Raw genomic sequence first — 18,026 nt, forward strand, 5'->3', positions numbered from 1 at the left:
CGCGGTCAGCGCCCTCGCGGCGGAGCCGTGCTCTCGCGCACGATCAGCTCCGTGCCCACCAGCGGCGTGTGCAGGCGGTCTTCGCCGTCGAGCTCGGCGAGCAGCGCATCGACCGCGAGCGCACCGACGCGCTCCGGATGCTGCTGCACGGTCGTGAGGGGCGGCCAGAGCTGCGCGGCATCCGGCAGCCCGTCGAAGCCCACGATGCTGACGTCGCCCGGCACCTCGCGACCGGCCTCTCGGAACGCGCGCAGCACTCCGATGGCCATCTGGTCGTTCGCGGCGAACACCGCCGTCACGTCGTCGATCTCGCGCAGGCGGAGCCCCGCCTCGTAGCCGGATGCCGCCGACCAGTCCCCCTGCAGCACCTCGGGGATCGGCCGGCCGCGCCCGTCGAGGGTGGCCCGCCAGGCTTCCCGCCGACGCTCCGCGGAGTACGACTTCGCGGGGCCGGCGACATGCCAGACCGTGTCGTGGCCGAGATCGAGCAGGTGCTCGGTCGCGAGCCGCGCTCCCTGCGCCTGGTCGGTGTCGACGAACGGATGCAGGTCGCCGCGGTTCGAGTCCACGAAGACGACGGGCAGCGCGGCGGGGATCTCGATGTCGGCCTCATCGAGCTGATGGGCCTCGATCACGATGATGATGCCGTCGACCGCATGCTCCTCGAGCCGGCGGAAGGCGCCTTCGACGGTCTCCCCCGCGCTCGATTCGACGGGGATGAGGGTGAGGGCGTATCCGAGCTGCGCGGCGCGCACGGCGATCGCGTCGAGCGTGCGCTGGTTGCCGTAGGAGCTGAACGAGAACATCACCACGCCGATGGTGCGGAAGCGCCCGGATCGGAGGGCGCGGGCGGCGCTGTTCGGTCGGTAGCCGAGGCTCTGCATGGCCGCTTCGACACGTTCCCGTGTGGCCGCGCCCACGTATCCGCGGGCGTTCACCACGCGCGAGACGGTCTGACCGGAGACCCCGGCCTCCCGTGCCACGTCCTCCATCGACGGCTCGCGACGACGCTGCGAGGGCTCTGCCAGATGCTCCGAGGACACGATCAACCATCCATTCATATGTTGACGTTGACACACTAGCAGTCGATCGCATATGTTGACGTAGACACATGGCGCATCGAGCGCACTTACTCGAAGAAGGTCTCGTCGATGACGACTGAAAACCCCGCAGCACTCGGAGCCCTCGGCATCCGACGCCGCGACAAGCGCGACTGGAAGGGATGGGCCTTCGTCGGCCCGTTCATGGTCGTGTTCGCCCTGGTGTTCCTGACACCGCTCGCCTACGCGCTCTACCTGAGCTTCTTCCAGGAGAAGCTCATCGGCGGCACCGCATTCGTCGGCCTCGACAACTACGTCCGCGCGCTGAGCGACCCGCAGTTCTGGGAGGCGTTCGGCCGCGTGCTGATCTTCCTCGTCGTGCAGGTGCCGATCATGCTGATGCTCGCCCTCGGCGCGGCGCTCGCCCTCGACAGCGCCCGGCTGCGCGGAGCATCCTTCTTCCGCATCATCATCTTCCTGCCCTATGCCGTACCCGCTGTCGTCGCCGTGCTGATGTGGGGCTACATCTACGGCGACCAGTTCGGCCTCGCGAGCAACGTCAACGACTTCCTCGGCATCGACGCGATCACCCCGTTCGCGAAGGAATGGATGCTGGTCTCGATCGGCAACATCGTGACCTGGGAGTTCGTCGGCTACAACATGCTGATCTTCTACTCCTCGCTCAAGACCATCCCCACCGACATGTACGAGGCCGCCTCGCTCGACGGCGCAGGAGCCTGGCGCACGATCTTCTCGATCAAGATCCCCTCGGTCCGCGGCGCTCTCGTGATCGCGACGATCTTCTCGATCATCGGCAGCTTCCAGCTGTTCAACGAGCCCAACATCCTGCGCCCGCTGGCACCCAACGTGATCACGACGTTCTTCACGCCGAACATGTACGCGTACAACCTGTCGTTCGCAGGCCAGCAGTTCAACTACGCCGCGACGATCGCCATCATCATGGGCGTCATCACCGCGGTCATCGCCTACGTCGTGCAGCTGCGCGGCTCGAAGTCTGAGGTGCGCTGACATGGCACTCCCCCTCGCCCGTTCCTCGCGCAAGCGCCACGATCCGATGAACCCGCGCAAGTCCCACACGCTGCTGATCGTCATGATCCTGTACGCGCTGTACACGCTCGTCCCGCTGGTCTGGCTGCTCTTCAGCTCGACCAAGACCCAGTCCGGGCTGTTCAGCTCGTTCGGCCTCTGGTTCGCCGACGACTTCGCGTTCTTCGACAACCTCGTGGCCACGTTCTCGTACCGCGACGGCATCTTCCTGCGCTGGCTGGGCAACACGCTGCTCTACGTCGTGGTGGGTGCCGGCGGTGCGACGCTGCTGGCCACCCTGGCCGGCTACGGTCTGGCGAAGTACCGGTTCCCGGGCCGCCGTGCGGTGTTCGCCGTCGTCCTCGGCGCGGTCGCGGTGCCCGGCACGGCGCTCGCAGTCCCGACGTTCCTGCTGTTCAGCGAACTGGGACTGACGAACACGCCGTGGGCGGTGATCATCCCGTCGCTGATCAGTCCGTTCGGCCTGTACCTCATCTGGGTGTTCGCCTCCGAGTCGGTGCCGACCGAACTGCTCGAGGCGGCGCGCATCGACGGCGCCGGCGAGTTCCGCACGTTCTTCACGATCTCGATGCGGCTGCTCGCTCCCGGCATCGTGACCGTCGCGCTCTTCACGGTCGTCGCCACCTGGAACAACTACTTCCTGCCGCTGATCATGCTGTCGGACCCCGCCTGGTACCCGCTCACCGTGGGTCTCAATCAGTGGAGTTCGCAGGCGATCGGCGCCGGATCCCAGCCCATCTACAACCTCGTGATCATGGGCTCGCTCCTCACGATCGTCCCGATCGTCATCGCCTTCCTGCTGCTGCAGCGTTTCTGGCAGTCAGGTCTCACCGCGGGAAGCGTCAAGCAGTAGCCTCCCGTACCCCTGCATCACCCTCGCGCTCCGATGCCGGATCGCACCCCCCGAAAGGACACAGCAATGAAGCACCTTCCCTCACCGACGCGGCGCACCCTCGCAGTGCTCGCCGCAGGAACCGTGGCAGCGCTGGCGCTGGCCGGCTGCAGCACCGGCGGCAGCGGCGACACCGGCAGCGGCTCCGGCACCGGCTCGTTCGACTCCGTGGAGGCGGCCCTCGAGAAGGGCGGCGAGATCACGTACTGGTCGTGGACCCCGTCCGCCGAGGACCAGGTCGCCGCGTTCGAGAAGGAGTACCCGAACGTCAAGGTCAACCTCGTCAACGCGGGCACCAACAACGAGGAGTACACGAAGCTGCAGAACGCCATCAAGGCGGGCTCCGGCGCTCCCGACGTCGTGCAGGTCGAGTACTACGCGCTGCCGCAGTTCGCCCTGACCGACGCGTTCGTCGACCTCTCGCAGTACGGCTTCGCCGACTTCGAAGACGACTACACGGCGTCGACCTGGAACTCCGTGACCGACGGCGACGCGATCTACGGCCTCCCCCAGGACTCGGGCCCCATGGCGCTCTTCTATAACAAGGCCGTCTTCGACGCGGCCGGCATCGCCGTGCCGACCACGTGGGATGAGTACTACGAAGCCGCCAAGGCGATCCACGCGGCGAACCCCGACGCCTACGTCACGAACGACACGGGCGACGCGGGCTTCGCGACGTCGATGATCTGGCAGGCCGGCGGCAAGCCGTTCGCGACCTCCGGCACCGACGTGACCCTCGATCTGCAGGACGAGGGCTCGAAGAAGTGGACCGAGAACTGGAACCGCCTCGTCGAGGAGGGCCTCGTCGCGCAGACCAGCAGCTGGAGCGACGAGTGGTTCCGCGGGCTCGGCGACGGCAGCATCGCCACGCTCGTGATCGGCGCCTGGATGCCCGGCAACCTGATTTCGGGTGCTCCCGACGGCGCCGGCGACTGGCGCGTCGCGCCGATGCCGACCTATGACGGCACCCCGGCCAGCGCCGAGAACGGCGGCGGCGGCCAGGCCGTGACGAAGCAGAGCAAGAACCCGGAGCTCGCCGCAGGCTTCCTGTGGTGGCTGAACAACTCCGAGGAGAGCATCTCGATCTTCCTCGAGTCCGGCGGCTTCCCGTCGACCACGGCAGAGCTGTCGAGCGACGAGTTCCTGGCCGACGCGCCGGAGTACTTCGGCGGTCAGAAGATCAACGAGGTGCTCGCGGGTGCGGCCGATGACGTGGTCGAAGGCTGGAGCTACCTCCCCTACCAGGTGTACGCGAACAGCATCTTCGGAGACACCGTCGGCCAGTCGTACCAGAACAACAGCGACCTGAACGAGGGCCTCACCGCCTGGCAGGACGCGCTGGTCGAGTACGGCAACGACCAGGGCTTCGCCGTCAACAAGTAACACGCAGGCCGGATCGGGTCCCGCCGGGTCCCTGAGCCTGTCGAAGGGCCCAGTGGGACCCCTCCGGCCTCCCCCATCGAAAGCACCGCGAAAACGTGACCTCCTTCTCCATCGGCGACACCGACTTCCTTCGCGACGGCTCGCCGCACCAGGTGATCTCCGGCGCCATCCACTACTTCCGGGTGCACCCCGATCAGTGGCAGGACCGCATCCGCAAGGCGAGGCTCATGGGCCTCAACACCATCGAGACCTACGTCGCGTGGAACGCGCACGAGCCCCGGCGCGGGGAGTGGGACGCGAACGGCTGGAACGACCTCGGTCGATTCCTCGATCTCGTGCACGCAGAGGGCATGGACGCCATCGTCCGCCCCGGACCCTACATCTGCGCCGAGTGGCACAACGGGGGCCTCCCCGTCTGGCTCACCGGCGGCGAGCGCGAGCTGCGCTCCTCGGAGCCGGCGTTCCTGGCCGACGTGAGCTCGTATCTCCGCCGGGTCTACGAGATCGTCGCGCCGCGGCAGATCGATCGCGGCGGGCCCGTCGTGCTCGTCCAGATCGAGAACGAGTACGGCGCGTACGGCTCCGACAGGGCCTACCTCGAAGCGCTGGTCACCGTCACCCGTGACGCCGGCATCACCGTGCCGCTCACCACGGTCGATCAGCCGGTCGACCGGATGCTCGACGACGGCAGCCTTCCCGAGCTCCACAAGACCGGGTCCTTCGGCTCGCGCAGCGCCGAGCGGCTGGCGACGCTCCGGAAGCACCAGCCGACCGGACCCCTGATGTGCTCGGAGTTCTGGGACGGCTGGTTCGACTGGTGGGGCGGCGTGCACCACACGACCGACGTCGCCACCGCCGCTGCCGACCTCGACGAGCTGCTCGCCGCCGGCGCGTCGGTGAACATCTACATGTTCCATGGCGGCACGAACTTCGGCCTGACCAACGGCGCGAACGACAAGGGCCGCTACCTCCCGCTCGTGACCTCCTACGACTACGACGCCCCGCTCGACGAAGCCGGCGACCCCACGGAGAAGTTCTTCGCCTTCCGCGACGTCATCGCGAAGTACGCTCCGGTTCCCGAGGAGCTTCCGACCCGGACCGCGGCGGCGCCGACCTTCGACGTCGCGCTCTCTCCCCTGGGCGGATGGACGGATGCCACGGCATCCGGTCCCGTCACCGAACATCCCCTGACGTTCGACGAGCTCGGTCACCTCAGCGCCCTGGTGCGCTACGACGTCGAGCTGCCCGGCCAGGGCGGGCTGCTCGCGGTCGAGGACGTCCGCGACCTCGCCTGGGTGAGCGTCGACGGGCAGCCTGTCGGAACACTGTCTCGCACGCGGCACGATCGCGCGATCCGCATCCCGGCCGGCAGCATGCTCAGCATCCTCGTCGAAGACCAGGGTCGCGTGAACTACGATCATCGACTCGGCGAGCAGAAGGGGCTGATCGGCGACGTGACCCTCGACGGCGTCGCTCTGACCGGCTGGCGCTCGACGCCGCTCGACGTCGCGGCCATCGCCGCCGAGATCGGCGGACGATCGGACGACGCCGCCGAAGACGGACCGCTGGCATGGGCCGGAGACTTCTCCCTCGAGGAGCCGAGCGACCTGTTCCTCGAGACGTCCGCCTGGAGCAAGGGCTACGCCTTCCTCAACGGCTTCTTCCTCGGCCGCTACTGGCGCAACGGACCGCAGCGCACGCTGTACGTCCCGGCACCGGCGACCCGGGCGGGTGCGAACCGCCTGATCGTGCTCGAGCTGGAGCACCTCGTGGCACCGCGGGCGTCGTTCGTCGGCGCTCTCTCGCTCGGCGACACCGAGGAGTGACAGGCGTTCAGTCGCGGAGCGTGTGCCAGAGCACGGCGGACAGCCGCTCGGCATCGTCGTCGTGGATACGCTGCCAGTTCCGGCCGTTGCGGGCGAAGGTCGCCCGCACACCGGCCGGCACCTCCGCCGGGTCGATCGGTTCCGCGAGCCACGCGCAGCGGCGGACGTGTACGAGGTCCGCCGCGGCGGCATCCTCTCCGGCGTCGTACGCCCAGGGACCGGCGATGCGTCCCAGATAGGTCAGGCCGTCGACATCCCTCGTCCACACGAACGCACCGGTCGGCGCCTTCGCGAACCGCTCGATACGCCACGCCAACCGGATGCCGGACTGCGCGTCTGCCGTGACCACGGCCTCGGCCAGTGAGCCGGGAGCCGGCTCCAGTCTGCCGCCGATGCCGCAGATGCCGAGCTCGAGCGCGCGCTCCGGGCCCACGCCACGGGGCACCGCATCGTCGCGGGAGCGCATCGGAGCGCGGTAGACCGGCATCTCGCTCATCGAACGGGCACCAGCGCCGTCTCGATCGACGCCCCATCGATCGAGACCGTCATCATCGTGCAGACCGGCTGACGCCGGCGGTCCGTGGGCGACCCGGGGTTCAGCAGCCGCATGCCGGCCGCTGACACCGTGTCCCAGGGGATGTGCGAGTGGCCGAAGATCAGCAGATCGATGCCGGGGAAGGCCTCGTCCATGCGCTGCTCCCGCCGCGTCGCCGCCCCCGTCTCGTGGATGACCGCGATGTCGACCTCCTCGACGGTGAATCGCGCGACCTCGGGCAGGCGGGCACGCAGCTCGGGTCCGTCGTTGTTGCCGTAGACGCCGCGGAAGAGGCGAGACCTCGACTCGAGCAGTTCGAGGGTCGCCAGGTCCACCCAGTCCCCCGCGTGCACCACGATGTCGGCCTCGTCCACCGCACGCAGCACGACGTCGGGCAGGCGTCTCGCCCGCTTCGGCACGTGGGTGTCGGCGAGCAGCAGCATCCGCGTCGTCATCCCCGACACGCTATCCGACCCCGACCCACAGCGAACACTCAGGAAGGCGTAAACTCGCCCGAGTCCCTGGCGTACCAGGCACTGATCGGAGAAGCATCTTGAGTACTGCACCCGCGCCCGCGAATCCGCGCTCGCGCGTCATCACGGCCAGCCTCGTCGGCACCACGATCGAGTTCTACGACTTCTACGCATATGCGACGGCCGCCGTGCTCGTGTTCCCCGCCCTGTTCTTCCCGACGGGCAACGACACGACATCGCTGCTCTCGTCGTTCGCCGTGTTCGGCGCGGCGATGGTGGCGCGCCCGATCGGCGCGGTCGTCTTCGGCCACTTCGGCGACAAGTTCGGCCGCAAGGCGACACTCGTCGCCTCGCTGCTCACGATGGGCATCGCGACGTTCGTGATCGGCCTGCTGCCCACATTCCAGCAGATCGGCTGGTGGGCGGCGCTCCTGCTGCTGCTCCTCCGTCTCGCGCAGGGCTTCGCGCTCGGCGGCGAGTGGTCCGGTGCCGCGCTGGTCGCGACCGAGAACGCCCCGAAGGGCAAGCGCGCCTGGTACGGCACCTTCCCGCAGCTGGGCGCGCCGCTCGGCTTCATCATCGCGAACTTCCTGTTCCTCGGGATCAACTGGCTGCTGCCCCACGCCGAGAACCCGGCGCTGAAGTCCGAGGCGTTCCTGTCGTGGGGATGGCGCATCCCGTTCCTGTTCTCCGCTGTCATGGTGATCATCGGCCTGTGGGTGCGTCTCAAGCTCGTCGAGTCCGACACCTTCAAGAAGGCCGAGACCAAGGGCGTGATCCGCAAGCTCCCGCTCGCCACGGTGTTCCGTCACCACTGGAAGCACCTGATCCTCGGCACGTTCATCATGCTCGCGACGTACGTGCTCTTCTACCTGATGACCAACTTCACGCTCGCCTACGGCACCAAGGCGGCCTCGCTCGAGACGGCATCCGCAGCCGCCCAGGCCGCTGCCGAGGCCGCAGGCAAGGACTTCGACGCGTCGGCGTTCGCCGCCCAGTTCTATCCCGGACTCGGCTTCGGCTACACCGACTTCGTGCTGATGCAGATCGTCGGCGTGGTCTTCTTCGGCATCTTCACCCTGCTGTCCGGGCCCTTCGCCGACCGGTACGGCCGCCGGAAGGTCCTGCTGGTGGTGACCGGGCTCATCATCGTGTTCGGCCTCACCTTCAACCTGTTCCTGCTGCCCACCGCCGACCCGCGACTGACCACGACACTCGTGCAGGCGTTCCTCGTGATCGGCTTCCTGCTGATGGGCGCGACGTTCGGGCCCATGGGTGCCCTGCTTCCCGAGCTCTTCCCGACGAACGTGCGGTACACGGGGTCGGCGATCTCGTACAACGTGTCGTCGATCCTGGGTGCGGCCGTCGCTCCGCTCATCGCGGTGGCGCTGTGGGAGCTCGGCGACGGCGCTCCGTGGCTCGTCGGGCTGTACCTGTCGGTGATGGGCGTGCTGACCTTCGTGGCGCTGATCCTCTCGCCCGAGACCAAGGACCACGACTACGAGGAGGACCTCGGAGTGTCGTCAGGCGCCGCGCTCTGACCCAGCGGTCGTGCCGCCGGAGAGGAAGCTCTCGATCGCAGCGATCGTCTCGGCGTTGTCGCGATGCAGGATGCCGCGGATGCCGACGCCGGCGGCACCCACGAGCGACTCGGTGTGGTCGTCGATGAAGAACACGTCCTCCGGGGCGGCCCCGAGCCGACCGAGCGCGAGGAGGTAGGCCCGCGGATCGGGCTTGTTGACGCCCTGCTCGTGGCTGTAGCAGATCGGGTCGAAGACGGCGGCGAACCCGAAGCGGCGCTCCTCCTCCTCCCGCGCGCCGTCTGCCGAGTTCGACAGGATCGCCGTGCGGGCGCGACCGCGGAGCGACCGCGCGTACTCGATCAGCTCGGTGTTCGCCGTGCCGCAGTACGCGTCCCAGAAGTCCGTTCGTATCGCGGTCGCCTGGTCGGCGTCGAGGTCGAGCGCGGCCGCGAGACGCTGCCAGAACACTCCGGCCTGCCCGTCGGTGACATCGATGGGCGGCAGATCGGCGGCGGCGACCCGGGCGTCGAACTCGGCACGATCGAGGCTCGACCGGTCGCGCCAGCGACCCCACCACTGCTCCTGCCAGGTGTCGTCGTCGACGACCTCGAGCACGCCGCCGATGTCGAACAGGATCCACTTCTCGTCGGTCATCCGGACACCCTAGGACAGGTCGCCGAGAGTCAGTACTCGGCCACGATGGTGCGCGCCGCACCGTCCAGCATCATCGTGCCGCCATGGGGCAGGATCCACTGCGGGCGGGTGTGCCCGAACGGAACGCCGACGCAGACGACGGCATCCGGGTTGTAGCGGGCGACCTGATCGAGCACGGCATCCCGTTGCGCCGCGCGGAGCGAGGCCGCCTCCCCGGTCGACGGGTGGAACTCGAAGTCGCTCACCGGCGAGCGCGCGACGACCACCCCCGACACCGCGCCCAGGATGCCCCGTTCCCCGAGCCCCCGCACCCAGCGGGCGACCCACCCGGCGGACGGGCGCTCCTCGCTCGTCTCGAGCAGCAGGATCGCGCCGGTCAGCTCGTCGACCGCGGGCAGACGGTCGGCGAGCGCGAGTCCGTCGATCACCTCGAGGCAACCGCCCCAGGTGCGTCCCTCGACGCGCTTCGCCGGACCGGCCCACGCCCACTCCTCGGTCGGGGTTCGGTCGCCGAACTCGGTGAGCGCGCGCGGGTCGTCCCAGCGCCGCCCGACGTCCTCCGACTCCCCCGGCTCGGTGATGGCGAGGGAACCGCCGTCCAGGAGCAGCGCACGCAGCGAGAGCAGGTGGATCTCGTCGACCCCAGGCCCGGGACCGAGATGCACGGCCGTCGAGCCGCCGTAGTATCCCCGGACGCCGAGACTCCAGAGCCAGTTGAGGATGTTCGTGTTGTCGCTGAATCCGACGAACGGCTTCGGATCGGCCACGGGGAGCGCCGGGTCGAGATGCGGGACCACGAGGATCTGGTCGTCGCCGCCGATCGTGGCGAGGATCGCGCGGATGCCGGGATCGGCGAAGGCCGCGTTCACATCCGCGGCGCGCGCCTCCGGCGATGCGTCCAGCACGCGGGTCGTCGGATACTCGACAGGGACCAGCCCGGTGAGCTCCTGCAGGCGGCGCATCGCCTGCTCGTGCAGCGCGGGCGCGACGGCCGGAGCCGCGAAGGCGGGCGAGAGGATGGCGACGCGGTCGCCGGGGACGAGCTTCGGTGCGGACAGCATCCGTCCAGTCTGTCGCCGCACGCGGCCGGAGTCGCAGAATCACACGCATCCGGTGCGGAATCGCTGACATATCGCGACGGGAGGGGCGGGAGCACGGGAAGCGCGTCAATGAGTGTTGACAACCGATGGAGCGTCAACAATGATTGACGCAGGAGGCTCATCATGACCACACCGACAGCGATCGCCGAAGACGGAGGCGAGCCGCTGGCAGAGCTGCACCGGCTCGCCGGCATCCGCAAGGAGATCTCCCGCGCAGAGGAGGGCCAGGTGCGCCGCGCGCGGAACGCGGGCTACTCCTGGCAGGCGATCGCGAGCGCCCTGGGCGTGAGCAAGCAGGCCGCACACCGGAAGTACGGGCGGCACTGACCCCTGGGCACACAGCCCATCCACAGAATCCGCGCACGCACGAAGTACGTTCTAAGTACCCTTCTCAGATCGAGGTCCCGCATGTCCCGCACGGCGACACCACGCCGCCGCGGACGCGGCGCGCAGCCCGAAGGCCCCCGCGCCACGTTCCGCCAGCTCCTCCCCTTCCTGTTCGAGCACAAGCGCACGCTGATCGTCGTCGCGGTGCTGAGCGTCGTCGGCGCCGCGACCTCGCTCGTGCAGCCGCTCCTCGTCGGGCAGGTCATCGAGGCGGTGCAGTCCGGCGGCACGCTCGGGATCCTGGTCTGGCTCCTCGTCGGCTTCGTGATCGTGTCGTCGATCATCTCCGGCTTCCAGCACTACCTGCTGCAGCGCACCGGCACCGCGGTCGTGTACTCCAGCCGGCGCAAGCTCATCGCGCGCATCCTGCACCTTCCGGTCTCCGAGTTCGACGCCCGGCGCACCGGCGACCTCGTCTCGCGCGTCGGCACCGACACGACTCTGCTCTACGCCGTGCTCACCCAGGGACTGGCGGATGCCGTGGGCAGCGCGGTGCTGTTCCTCGGCGCGCTCATCGCCATGCTGGTGATCGACCCCGTCCTGCTGCTGCTCATCGTCGTCGTGATCGGCATCTCGGTCGTGACCGTGGTGCTGCTCAGCGGACGCATCCGCACGGCCTCGACCGCGCAGCAGGAGAAGGTCGGAGAGCTCGCCTCCGGCGTGGAGCGGGCGATCGGATCGATCCGCACGGTCCGCGCATCGGGAGCGACGGAGCGCGAGACCGCCGCCGTGTCGGAACTCGCGTCGGACGCCTACGGCATCGGCGTGCGCATCGCGAAGATCTCCTCGCTCGTCGTCCCCGTCTCGGGCATCGCCCTGCAGCTGTCGCTCCTGGTCGTCCTGGGCGTCGGCGGCTTCCGTGTCGCGGCCGGCGTGATCTCGATCGCCTCGCTGATCGCGTTCATCATGTTCCTGTTCCTGCTCGTCATGCCGCTCGCCACGACCTTCGGCGCGATCACCTCGGTGAACCAGGCGCTCGGAGCCCTCGGACGCATCCAGGAGGTCCTCGACCTGCCGACCGAGACCCAGGACGACGAGAAGATCGCGGCCTCCCTTCGACAGGCTCAGGGACCCATGGAGGCTCAGGGACCCATGGAGGCTCAGGGACAGAGCGTCGGCGGATCCGCACCGGCCATCGAGTTCCGCGACGTGCGCTTCCACTACCCCGAGAACGTCGTCGCCGCTCGCCAGGCAGCCGCGAAGGAGGCGCGGAGCCTGCTCGCCGACGCCCACCTCGAACAGGCGGATGCCGAGCCGGCCGCGACGCCGGACCACGAGGTCCTGCGGGGCGTGTCCTTCGTCGTGCCGCGCGGCGCGCGTGTGGCCCTCGTCGGACCGAGCGGAGCGGGCAAGAGCACGATCCTGTCGCTGGTCGAGCGCTTCTACGACCCGACCGGAGGGTCGATCCGGCTCCATGGCCACGACGCACGCACGTACCCGCGCGATGAACTGCGCGCCCAGTTCGGGTACGTGGAGCAGGATGCTCCCACGCTCGCCGGATCGCTCGCCGAGAACCTGCGCCTCGCGGCCCCCGACGCCTCCGACGCCGACTGCGAGCGCGTGCTGCGCGCGGTCAATCTCGGCGACGTGCTCGAACGCAGTCCGCTCGGGCTCCAGGCCCCCGTGGGCGAGGACGGGGTGATGCTCTCCGGCGGCGAGCGCCAGCGGCTCGCGATCGCCCGTGCACTGCTGACGAATGCGCCGATCCTGCTCCTCGACGAGTCGACGTCGTCGCTCGACGGCGTCAACGAACAGCGGATGCGAGAGGCCATCGACGCCGTCTCGACGGACCGCACGCTCGTGGTGATCGCCCACCGCCTGTCGACCGTGGTCGACAGCGACCTGATCGTCGTGCTCCAGGACGGCGCCGTCGTCGGGCAGGGCACCCACGCCGAGCTGGTGGAGTCCACCCCGCTGTACCGCGACCTCGCGCGTCACCAGCTGCTCGCCTGACCCTTCGACGAGCTCAGGGACCCAGAACCTCGAGCTCAGGGACCCAGAACCTCGAGCTCAGGGACCCAGAAACCGAACGGGTGATGACAGACGCGAAGGCGGGACACCGGAGACACACTCAGCCATGGGTTCGTCTCTGACGTCCCGCCTTCGCGGGTTCGACCGGCCGCGCGGGCCGGAAGGGGAGGTGCCGACTCCCCCGAGTCGGCACCGGTCTGGGGCTACGCCTTCGCGAGGCGGTAGCGGAGCGAGGCGAGCTCAGCGCGCAGAGCCGCCGGGACCTTGTCGCCGAAGGTGTCGTAGAACGCCTCGGTGAGGTCGGCCTCGGTCTTCCATGCCTCGGCATCGACGGAGAACAGCTCGTCGAGGTCGGCGGCGGGGATGTCGAGTCCGTCGAGGTTGAGGTCCTCGGGCCGCGGCAGGCGTCCGATCGGGCTGTCGACCGCGGGCACGTCTCCCGCGATTCGGCGGATGATCCAGTCGACGACGCGCGAGTTGTCGCCGAAGCCGGGCCACAGGAACCGGCCGTCGTCGCCGCGACGGAACCAGTTCACCTGGAAGATGCGCGGTGCGCGGTCGAAGCGCAGACCGCGACCGACCTTCAGCCAGTGGCCGAAGTAGTCCGCCATGTTGTAGCCGCAGAACGGCAGCATCGCGAACGGGTCGCGGCGGAGCTCGCCGACCTTGCCCTCGGCCGCCGCCGTCCTCTCGGACGAGATGTTCGACCCGAGGAAGACGCCGTGCGTCCAGTCGGTCGCCTCGACCACGAGCGGCACGTTGCTGGCACGTCGCCCGCCGAAGAGGATGACGTCGAGCGGAACGGCCTGCTCCCAGTCCTCGGAGATCTGCGGGCACTGCGCCGCAGACACGGTGAAGCGCGAGTTCGGGTGCGCCGCCGGCCGATCGGAGTCGGGCGTCCAGTCGTTGCCCTCCCAGTCGATCAGGTTCGCGGGCGCCTGCTCGGTCAGCCCCTCCCACCAGACGTCGCCGTCCGGGCGGAGCGCGACGTTCGTGAAGATCGTGTTGCCCCACAGCGTCTCGACCGCGGTGACGTTGGTCGACTCACCGGTGCCGGGAGCGACGCCGAAGAAGCCGGCCTCGGGGTTGATCGCCCACATGCGGCCGTCCTCGCCGGGACGGATCCAGGCGATGTCGTCGCCGAGAGTCTCGACCTTCCAGCCGGGGATGGTCGGACGCAGCATCGCGAGGTTCGTCTTGCCGCACGCCGAGGGGAACGCCGCGGCGACGTGGTACGCCTTGCCCTGCGGATCGATCACGCGGATGAGGAGCATGTGCTCGGCGAGCCAGCCCTCGTCGCGGGCGATCACCGAGGCGATGCGCAGCGCGAAGCACTTCTTCGCGAGGATCGCGTTGCCGCCGTAGCCGGAGCCGAACGAGTAGACCTCGAGCGTCTCGGGGAAGTGCACGATGTACTTCTCGTCGTTGCACGGCCATTCGACGTCCTGCTCGCCGGGCGCGAGCGGTGCGCCGACGGTGTGCACGGTCTTCACCCAGGGCGCGCCTTCGGCGATCCGGCTCGTCACGGCTTCGCCGACGCGGGTCATGATGCCGATCGAGGCGACCGCGTAGGCGCTGTCGGTGACCTGCACGCCGATGTGGGAGAGCGGTCCGCCGACCGGACCCATCGAGAACGGCACGACGTACATCGTGCGTCCGCGCATCGAGCCCTCGAAGATCTCGTCCATCTTCGCGTGCATCTCGGCGGGGGCTGCCCAGTTGTTCGTCGGGCCGGCATCCTCTTCGCGCTCCGAGGAGATGTACGTGCGTCCCTCGGTGCGGGCGACGTCGCTCGGGTGCGAGCGGGCGAGGTAGGAGCCGGGGCGCCACTCGGGGTTGAGCTTGATCAGCTTGCCCTCGGAGACGAGCCCGCGCAGGAGCCAGTCGTTCTCGGCTCGCGAGCCGTCGACCCAATGCACGGAGTCGGGCTGGGTGAGCGCGCGGATCTCCTCGACCCAGGCGACCAGCTCGGCCATCGCGGGAGTGTCATACGTCGGTGCGGCACCGAACGTGCGCTCCGCGGCGACGGGTGACGTGCGAGGGGTGATGACTTCGGCCATGGCCATGACTGCTCCTTCGAAGTGTGGGGCGTTGCATCCATCTTCTTCCGACTCGGGAGGTATTTTCGGACGAAACAGACGATAAGAATTCAAATTCTTTCGCTAGACTCAAGGAATGGCGTCCTCCGGCATCCATCTCACGACCCTCGGTCACCGCATCCGTCACCACCGACTCGAGAACGGGTTCACGCTCGACGAACTCGGCGCGCTCGTCGGCGTCGCAGGCTCCCAGCTGAGCCTCATCGAGAACGGCAAACGCGAACCGAAGCTGTCGCTGCTCCAGGCGATCGCGCAGGCGACCAGCACCCAGGTGACCGACCTCATCTCCGGTGAGCCGCCGAACCGCCGCGCGGCACTCGAGATCGAGCTCGAGCGCGCGCAGGAGAGCCCGGTGTTCCGCCAGCTCGGCGTCGCGCCGATCCGCGTCACCAAGGGCACCAGCGACGAGACGATCGAATCGATTCTCGGGCTGCATCGCGAGCTGCAGCGCCGCGAGCGCGAGGCCATCGCGACGCCCGAGGAGGCGCGCCGCGGCAACACCGAGCTGCGACTGCGGATGCGCGCGCAGAACAACTACCTCCCCGACATCGAGAAGCTGGCCGAGAAGCAGCTGAAGTCGGCAGGGCACGTGCAGGGTGCACTGACGCACCGCACCGTGAGCATCATGGCGGAGAAGCTCGGCTTCGAGCTGATCTACGTCAACGATCTCCCTCATTCCACCCGCTCCGTCACCGACCTCGAGAACGGGCGCATCTACCTTCCGCCGGCGTCGATCCCGGGCGGCCACGGACTGCGCTCGATGGCGCTGCAGGCCATGGCGCACCGGCTGCTCGGCCACACGCCGCCGACCGACTACGCGGACTTCCTGCAGCAGCGCCTCGAGATCAACTACTTCGCCGCGTGCTGCCTCATGCCCGAGACCGCGTCGGTCGCCTTCCTCCAGCAGGCCAAGAAGGACCGCAACCTCGCGGTCGAGGACTTCCGCGACGCGTTCGGCGTGACGCACGAGGCCGCGGGGATGCGCATGACGAACCTCGTCACGCAGCACCTCGGGATGCCGCTGCACTTCCTGCGCGTGGATGCGACCGGAGCGATCACGCGCGTCTACGAGAACGACGACCTGCCGCTGCCGATGGACGTCACAGGGGCGGTCGAGGGTCAGCGCGTCTGCCGGAAGTTCCAGGCGCGGGCGGCGTTCACGCAGCAGAACCGCACGACCGAGCACCACCAGTACACCGACACCCCGTCCGGCACGTTCTGGTGCTCGACGCAGACGGGTTCGTCGAGCGACGGGGAGTTCTCCATCACCGTCGGCGTCCCCTTCGACGATGCGCGCTGGTGGCGCGGCCGCGAGAGCGTCGACCGCGCCGTGTCGACCTGCCCGGACGAAGCCTGCTGCCGCCGTCCGTCCAACGACCTCGCGGAGCGCTGGAACGGGAAGGCTTGGCCGAGCGCGCGCGTGCACACGCACATGTTCTCGCCGCTCCCCCGTGGCGCTTTCCCCGGCGTGGACGACAACGAGGTGTACAACTTCCTCGGGCGGCACGCCAGCGAGTGACGCGCCTCAGGGCGAGGTGATTAAGATATATTCAATTCAGTCATTCACCTTCACGAGGGAGCCCTGTGACCGACTCGACCATTGCTGAGACCCCCGCCGAGACCTTCACCTCGCGCCGCCACCAGCTGTCGACGGGCGGCCGCTCGCTCGAGTACACCGCGGGAGCAGGAACCCTCATCGTCCGAGACGATGACCACCGCCCCCTCGCGAGCGTCTTCTACACCTCGTACGTCGCCGACCGCGAGGAGGGAGCACCGGCGCGCCCGATCACCTTCCTGTTCAACGGCGGCCCCGGCTCCGCCAGCCTCTGGTTGAACATCGGCGGGTTCGGGCCGAAGCGCACTCCCACCCGCACGCCGCACGCGACCCCGCCTGCGCCCTATGCCACCGACGAGAACCCCTACACGCTGCTCACCGAATCCGACCTGGTGTTCATCGATGCCCCGGGCACGGGTTACTCCCGGCTCCTCGGCGACGCGACAGCGGCGCAGCTGTGGGGTGTGGACCAGGACGTGGACGCCTACGCCAAGGCGATCACGCGGTGGCTCACTCGCACGAACAGTTGGAACGCCCCTCGTTTCCTTTTCGGCGAGTCGTACGGTACGACGCGCGCGGCTGCGCTCGTGCATCGGCTGCAGAACCAGGGTCTGGACTTCAACGGCGTCATCCTGCTGTCGACCGTCCTGAACTGGGGGGAGAGCAACCTCGGCGGGCCTCGCGAGTACATCAATCTGCTGCCGTCCTACGCGGCCACTGCGTGGTATCACGGCAGGGCACGGACGACGCACCAGGCACTCGAGCCCTTCCTCGCCGAAGCACGTGCGTTCGCGCAGGGACCGTTCGCGGAGGCGCTGCTGCGCGGCGACCTCCTCCCCTCCGAGACCGAGACAGCCGTGGCAGAGCAGATGAGCGCCCTCGTCGGCCTCGACGCCGGAATGCTCACGAAGAACCACTTCCGAATCGGCATGGAGCAGTACCGCTACGCGCTGCTCGCCGACGAGGGCCGCGTGATCGGTCGCTTCGACACCCGATTCACGGCGGAGCACCAATACGTCCGGGGAAACGGATCGCATGATCCGGCGACGGATGACGCCGCGACCGCCGGCGTGAACAGCGCGCACCTGTCGACCTATCGTGCGCACCTCGTCGATGACATCGGCTACACCAGCGACCTGCACTACCGACACCTGTACAACATGCCCATCTCGCGAGCCTGGGACTGGAGGCACAAGGCTCCGGGTGTCGACGCCCCGCAGCTCGTCCCCGACGTGTCCCTCGATCTCTCCGCCGCCGTGCGCCGCAATCCGAATCTGAAGGTCTACGTGATGGGCGGATACTACGATCTGGCGACCCCGTTCTTCGGACCGGAACTCGACGTCGCGCACCTGTACCTCGCACCGACGCTGCGCGAGAACATCCGCTTCACGTTCTACGAATCCGGTCACATGACCTTCGTCGACGAGCGGGCCGTCGAGCAGATGAAGCGCGACCTCGACTCGTTCTACCGCGACGCGACCGCGCACTGAGGTGGGCGCCGACGATCGCGCCCCCGGACG

At 68.6% G+C, this 18,026-nt stretch carries 15 protein-coding genes; 9 read left to right on the forward strand and 6 right to left on the reverse strand.

What is annotated here, in order from left to right; all coding sequences use genetic code 11:
- Positions 1 to 5: 5 nt before the first annotated feature.
- Positions 6 to 992: a LacI family DNA-binding transcriptional regulator gene (locus tag MRBLWH11_RS18645; protein ID WP_341947862.1), complete on the reverse strand. Its 987-nt coding sequence runs from the start codon at positions 990 to 992 to the stop codon at positions 6 to 8.
- 159 nt (positions 993 to 1,151) lie between these two features.
- Between MRBLWH11_RS18645 and MRBLWH11_RS18650 the strand changes: the two genes are divergently transcribed.
- From MRBLWH11_RS18650 to MRBLWH11_RS18665, 4 genes are all read left to right on the forward strand, one after another.
- A complete protein-coding gene (locus MRBLWH11_RS18650) occupies positions 1,152 to 2,069 on the forward strand; it encodes a sugar ABC transporter permease (RefSeq protein WP_341945901.1) in 918 nt (305 codons plus the stop codon).
- Between the two features lie 46 nt (positions 2,070 to 2,115).
- Positions 2,116 to 2,961 carry a carbohydrate ABC transporter permease gene (locus MRBLWH11_RS18655; protein ID WP_341947863.1) on the forward strand — a complete coding sequence of 282 codons (846 nt, stop codon included), beginning with the start codon at positions 2,116 to 2,118 and terminating at the stop codon, positions 2,959 to 2,961.
- A gap of 66 nt (positions 2,962 to 3,027) precedes the next feature.
- Entirely contained in the window at positions 3,028 to 4,383 is a 1,356-nt protein-coding gene (locus MRBLWH11_RS18660; RefSeq protein ID WP_341945902.1) for a sugar ABC transporter substrate-binding protein, read from the forward strand.
- 95 nt (positions 4,384 to 4,478) lie between these two features.
- Positions 4,479 to 6,209 carry a beta-galactosidase family protein gene (locus tag MRBLWH11_RS18665; RefSeq protein ID WP_341945903.1) on the forward strand — a complete coding sequence of 577 codons (1,731 nt, stop codon included), beginning with the start codon at positions 4,479 to 4,481 and terminating at the stop codon, positions 6,207 to 6,209.
- A gap of 7 nt (positions 6,210 to 6,216) precedes the next feature.
- Here the strand turns inward: MRBLWH11_RS18665 and MRBLWH11_RS18670 are convergent, their stop codons facing one another.
- Both MRBLWH11_RS18670 and MRBLWH11_RS18675 read right to left on the reverse strand, forming a co-directional pair.
- Positions 6,217 to 6,705, reverse strand: coding sequence for a GAF domain-containing protein (locus MRBLWH11_RS18670; protein WP_341945904.1), 489 nt, complete (start codon positions 6,703 to 6,705; stop codon positions 6,217 to 6,219).
- Positions 6,702 to 7,199: a YfcE family phosphodiesterase gene (locus MRBLWH11_RS18675; RefSeq protein ID WP_341945905.1), complete on the reverse strand. Its 498-nt coding sequence runs from the start codon at positions 7,197 to 7,199 to the stop codon at positions 6,702 to 6,704. Before MRBLWH11_RS18675 ends, MRBLWH11_RS18670 begins: the two co-directional genes overlap by 4 nt.
- 98 nt (positions 7,200 to 7,297) lie before the next feature.
- Here MRBLWH11_RS18675 and MRBLWH11_RS18680 point away from each other — a divergent pair, with 98 nt between their 5' ends.
- Positions 7,298 to 8,758, forward strand: coding sequence for an MFS transporter (locus MRBLWH11_RS18680; protein WP_116636890.1), 1,461 nt, complete (start codon positions 7,298 to 7,300; stop codon positions 8,756 to 8,758).
- Here MRBLWH11_RS18680 and MRBLWH11_RS18685 read toward each other — a convergent pair.
- Together MRBLWH11_RS18685 and MRBLWH11_RS18690 are read right to left on the reverse strand one after the other, a co-directional pair.
- Positions 8,741 to 9,394 carry an HAD-IA family hydrolase gene (locus MRBLWH11_RS18685; protein ID WP_341945906.1) on the reverse strand — a complete coding sequence of 218 codons (654 nt, stop codon included), beginning with the start codon at positions 9,392 to 9,394 and terminating at the stop codon, positions 8,741 to 8,743. The two genes, MRBLWH11_RS18680 and MRBLWH11_RS18685, sit on opposite strands and share 18 nt — an antisense overlap.
- 29 nt (positions 9,395 to 9,423) lie before the next feature.
- Positions 9,424 to 10,455 carry a S66 peptidase family protein gene (locus MRBLWH11_RS18690; protein WP_341945907.1) on the reverse strand — a complete coding sequence of 344 codons (1,032 nt, stop codon included), beginning with the start codon at positions 10,453 to 10,455 and terminating at the stop codon, positions 9,424 to 9,426.
- A 162-nt stretch (positions 10,456 to 10,617) separates the two neighbouring features.
- Here MRBLWH11_RS18690 and MRBLWH11_RS18695 point away from each other — a divergent pair, with 162 nt between their 5' ends.
- Both MRBLWH11_RS18695 and MRBLWH11_RS18700 read left to right on the forward strand, forming a co-directional pair.
- Positions 10,618 to 10,821, forward strand: coding sequence for an AsnC family protein (locus MRBLWH11_RS18695; RefSeq protein WP_116636888.1), 204 nt, complete (start codon positions 10,618 to 10,620; stop codon positions 10,819 to 10,821).
- 81 nt (positions 10,822 to 10,902) lie between these two features.
- A complete protein-coding gene (locus MRBLWH11_RS18700) occupies positions 10,903 to 12,834 on the forward strand; it encodes an ABC transporter ATP-binding protein (protein WP_341945908.1) in 1,932 nt (643 codons plus the stop codon).
- Between the two features lie 221 nt (positions 12,835 to 13,055).
- On the opposite strand, the gene MRBLWH11_RS18705 is transcribed toward MRBLWH11_RS18700, so the two are convergent.
- Positions 13,056 to 14,918 carry a phosphoenolpyruvate carboxykinase (GTP) gene (locus MRBLWH11_RS18705; protein WP_116636886.1) on the reverse strand — a complete coding sequence of 621 codons (1,863 nt, stop codon included), beginning with the start codon at positions 14,916 to 14,918 and terminating at the stop codon, positions 13,056 to 13,058.
- A gap of 109 nt (positions 14,919 to 15,027) precedes the next feature.
- Here MRBLWH11_RS18705 and MRBLWH11_RS18710 point away from each other — a divergent pair, with 109 nt between their 5' ends.
- Both MRBLWH11_RS18710 and MRBLWH11_RS18715 read left to right on the forward strand, forming a co-directional pair.
- The gene (locus MRBLWH11_RS18710; protein ID WP_116636885.1) at positions 15,028 to 16,470 is read left to right on the forward strand and encodes an XRE family transcriptional regulator; all 1,443 of its coding nucleotides are present in this window, start codon (positions 15,028 to 15,030) and stop codon (positions 16,468 to 16,470) included.
- A gap of 65 nt (positions 16,471 to 16,535) precedes the next feature.
- Positions 16,536 to 17,996, forward strand: coding sequence for a hypothetical protein (locus tag MRBLWH11_RS18715; protein ID WP_341945909.1), 1,461 nt, complete (start codon positions 16,536 to 16,538; stop codon positions 17,994 to 17,996).
- Positions 17,997 to 18,026 lie beyond the last annotated feature (30 nt).

The organism is Microbacterium sp. LWH11-1.2 (assembly GCF_038397745.1).
Lineage (GTDB): Bacteria > Actinomycetota > Actinomycetes > Actinomycetales > Microbacteriaceae > Microbacterium.

Excerpts from the sequence above, each read along its gene's own strand:
- MRBLWH11_RS18645 (WP_341947862.1), bottom strand. The coding sequence starts at position 992 with ATGGAGGACGTGGCACGGGAGGCCGGGGTCTCCGGTCAGACCGTCTCG.
- MRBLWH11_RS18650 (WP_341945901.1), top strand. The coding sequence starts at position 1,152 with ATGACGACTGAAAACCCCGCAGCACTCGGAGCCCTCGGCATCCGACGC.
- MRBLWH11_RS18655 (WP_341947863.1), top strand. The coding sequence starts at position 2,116 with ATGAACCCGCGCAAGTCCCACACGCTGCTGATCGTCATGATCCTGTAC.
- MRBLWH11_RS18660 (WP_341945902.1), top strand. The coding sequence starts at position 3,028 with ATGAAGCACCTTCCCTCACCGACGCGGCGCACCCTCGCAGTGCTCGCC.
- MRBLWH11_RS18670 (WP_341945904.1), bottom strand. The coding sequence starts at position 6,705 with ATGAGCGAGATGCCGGTCTACCGCGCTCCGATGCGCTCCCGCGACGAT.
- MRBLWH11_RS18675 (WP_341945905.1), bottom strand. The coding sequence starts at position 7,199 with ATGACGACGCGGATGCTGCTGCTCGCCGACACCCACGTGCCGAAGCGG.
- MRBLWH11_RS18685 (WP_341945906.1), bottom strand. The coding sequence starts at position 9,394 with ATGACCGACGAGAAGTGGATCCTGTTCGACATCGGCGGCGTGCTCGAG.
- MRBLWH11_RS18690 (WP_341945907.1), bottom strand. The coding sequence starts at position 10,455 with ATGCTGTCCGCACCGAAGCTCGTCCCCGGCGACCGCGTCGCCATCCTC.
- MRBLWH11_RS18695 (WP_116636888.1), top strand. The coding sequence starts at position 10,618 with ATGACCACACCGACAGCGATCGCCGAAGACGGAGGCGAGCCGCTGGCA.
- MRBLWH11_RS18700 (WP_341945908.1), top strand. The coding sequence starts at position 10,903 with ATGTCCCGCACGGCGACACCACGCCGCCGCGGACGCGGCGCGCAGCCC.
- MRBLWH11_RS18705 (WP_116636886.1), bottom strand. The coding sequence starts at position 14,918 with ATGGCCATGGCCGAAGTCATCACCCCTCGCACGTCACCCGTCGCCGCG.
- MRBLWH11_RS18710 (WP_116636885.1), top strand. The coding sequence starts at position 15,028 with ATGGCGTCCTCCGGCATCCATCTCACGACCCTCGGTCACCGCATCCGT.